Below are 2,861 nucleotides of genomic sequence, written 5' to 3'. Positions count from 1 at the left end.
CGGGCGCGGAGCCCGGGATGTCCCGGCCGTACCCGTCGTACCCGCCGTACCCGCCGCACCCGTCGTACCCACGGCTCCCGCCGCTCCCGGCGCCCCCAGGGCCCCCGGTATCCCGAGCATCCCGACCGCCTCGGTGAGCCCCGCCACCCGGGGCATCCCGGCGGCCCCCGGCAACCCGGCGGTCCTGGCGACTCCGCCGGCAGACGCGACCGCCGCGACCCCCACGCCCCTTGAGGGCCCGGCGACCCCAGCAGCTCCCGGGAACCCGGCGGCCCCCGCAACGCCGCCGACCCCCGGCAGTCCAGCAGCCCCAGCCACCCCAGCGCCCCCTGCGCCCCCCGGAATCCCAGGTATCGCCGGTATCGCAGACAGCCCGGGCAGACCAGGTAGGCCGGGCACGCCCGGCAGGGCGGGCAGGGCGGGCAGGGCGGGCAGCCCAGGCAGAGCAGACAGGCCAGATAGACCAGACAGACCAGGCAGCAAGGGGAGACCAGCGGCCCCAGGAGCCCCGGCGCCGCGCTGGACAGGTACGTGCGTGTTGTACATGTTCACCGTTCACCCCGGCTGTGTGGCCGACTCGATGCGTGCCGCGTACGGTGATCGCGGCCTCGTAACCAGCACTACGCAAACCGCTCCCCGAGCGTTCAGGTCCAGGAGGACACCACATGGAGCGCAAGGCCCGCGCATTCTGGCTCCGCGCCCCCGGGCACGGCGAGATCAGGGATGTCGTCCTGCCGGAACCGGGCGACGACGACGTCGTGGTGCGCACGCTCTGCTCCGGCGTGAGCAGGGGTACGGAGTCCACGGTCTTCCGCGGGGGCGTGCCGGAGAGTCAGCACGCCGCGATGCGCGCCCCGTTCCAGGACGGCGACTTCCCCGGGCCCGTGAAGTACGGCTACCTCAACGTCGGCCTCGTCGAGGGGGGCCCCGCGCGCCTGCTCGGCCGTACGGTCTTCTGCCTCTACCCGCACCAGACCCGCTACGTCGTCCCCGCGAGCGCGGTCACCCCGGTCCCGGACGGCGTCCCCGCCGGGCGGGCGATCCTGGCCGGGACGGTGGAGACCGCGGTGAACGCCGTCTGGGACGCCGCGCCCCTGCTCGGTGACCGGATCGCGGTGATCGGGGCGGGCATGGTGGGCGCGTCCGTGGCCGCCGTCCTCGCCCGGTATCCCGCCGTACGCGTCCAGTTGGTCGACGCCGACCCCGGCCGCGCCGCCGTCGCCCACGCTCTGGGCGTGGATTTCGCGCTCCCCGCGGACGCGCTGGGCGACTGTGACCTGGTGGTCCACGCCAGCGCCACCGAGGCGGGGCTCGCGCGCTCGCTGGAACTCCTCGCTCCGGAGGGCACGGTGCTGGAGCTGAGCTGGTACGGCGACCGGCGGATCAGCGTGCCGCTGGGCGAGGCGTTCCACTCCGGCCGGCTCGTGCTGCGCAGCAGCCAGGTGGGCATGGTGTCGGCGGCCCGGCGCTCGCGGCGGACCTTCGCCGACCGGCTGGCGCTGTCGCTCTACCTGCTCGCCGACCCGGCGTTCGACGCGCTCGTCACCGGCGAATGCGCCTTCGAGGAGCTGCCGCGTGTACTCGCCGGAATCGCCGGGGGCGAGGTGCCGGGACTGTGCCACCGCGTCCTGTACGGTCCCGTGGCGGAGCCCGCCGGGAGCTGAACCGCGTGCGGGTTGAACACGTGGCGGGCGTCGACCGTACTAATCGCCGTACCAGCAGAACCGATCGCCGTACCAGCAGACGAACAACCCTGGCGGAAACCCTGGCAGCAGCCCTGGCAGGAATTCCGACAGGAGTACCTACGTAGGCACGTCAGACCGAGGACCTGGAGGGTCATCCGTTGTTCAGCGTCACCGTCCGCGAGCACCTCATGATCGCCCACAGCTTCCACGGGGAGGTCTTCGGGCCCGCGCAGCGCCTGCACGGAGCGACGTTCCTGGTGGACGCCACCTTCAAGCGGCCCGAGCTGGACGCGGACAACATCGTCGTGGACATCGGTCTGGCGACGAAAGAACTGGGCGCCGTGGTGGGCGAGTTCACCTACCGGAACCTGGACGACCTGCCCGAGTTCGCCGGCATCAACACGTCGACGGAGTTCCTGGCGAAGGTCATCGCCGACCGCCTCGCCGACCGGGTGCACGCCGGGGTCCTTGGCGAGGGCGCGCGCGGCCTGACGGCCGTCTCCGTCACCCTGCACGAGTCCCACATCGCCTGGGCGAGCTACGAGCGGGCGCTGTGAACCCCGCCGGCGCCACCGTGGCGCCCGCACGCTCCGTGCGGGTGGTGATGCCCGGTGGCGTCGACGATCCGGCGGCGCCGAGCGGCGGGAACCGCTACGACCGCCGGGTGTGCGGCGAACTGCCCCGCGCCGGCTGGCCGGTCCACGAACACGCGGTCGCCGGCACCTGGCCCGACCCGGGCCCGGAGGCGCGCGCCGAACTGGCCCGGATCCTGGCGGAGTCGGCGGACGGCAGCGTGGTCCTCCTGGACGGCCTGGTGGCCTGCGCGGCCCCGGACGTCGTCGTCCCTGAGGCCACCCGCCTGCGCCTGGCGGTGCTGGTGCACCTCCCCCTGGCGGACGAGACGGGCCTCACCCCCGAACGCGCGGCGGAACTGAACGCCGCCGAGCGCCGCACCCTGCACGCGGTATCGGCGGTGATCGCCACGAGCACGTGGGCGGCGACCCGCCTGATCACCCTCCACGACCTCCCCGCGTCCCGCGTCCACGTGGCCCCACCGGGCACGGACACCGCCCCGCTGTCCCGGGGGTCGGCCGTGGGTACGGCTGTGGGTACGCCTCCGTCCCGGAGCGCGGCCGGGAGCACGGCCGCGGGTACGGCCCCGTCCCGGGGCGCGGC

The 2,861-nt window shown here is 74.3% G+C and carries 3 protein-coding genes; all 3 read left to right on the top strand.

Features of this window, described 5'->3' with window-relative positions; all coding sequences use genetic code 11:
- Positions 1–665: 665 nt before the first annotated feature.
- Complete coding sequence (locus GT042_RS33245; protein ID WP_161312406.1) at positions 666–1,664, top strand: zinc-binding alcohol dehydrogenase; 999 nt, start codon at positions 666–668, stop codon at positions 1,662–1,664.
- A 179-nt stretch (positions 1,665–1,843) separates the two neighbouring features.
- Complete coding sequence (locus tag GT042_RS33240; protein ID WP_161312405.1) at positions 1,844–2,242, top strand: 6-carboxytetrahydropterin synthase; 399 nt, start codon at positions 1,844–1,846, stop codon at positions 2,240–2,242.
- 47 nt (positions 2,243–2,289) lie between these two features.
- On the top strand, positions 2,290–2,861 hold a 572-nt coding region (locus tag GT042_RS33235; RefSeq protein ID WP_161312407.1), incomplete at its 3' end, for a glycosyltransferase.

Origin of the sequence: Streptomyces sp. SID3212, assembly GCF_009865405.1 — a bacterium.
Lineage (GTDB): Bacteria > Actinomycetota > Actinomycetes > Streptomycetales > Streptomycetaceae > Streptomyces.
This window is presented reverse-complemented; position numbering and strand designations above follow the sequence as displayed.

Bases quoted from the DNA above. Each gene is read 5' to 3' on its own strand.
- GT042_RS33245 (WP_161312406.1), top strand. From the start codon at position 666: ATGGAGCGCAAGGCCCGCGCATTCTGGCTCCGCGCCCCCGGGCACGGC.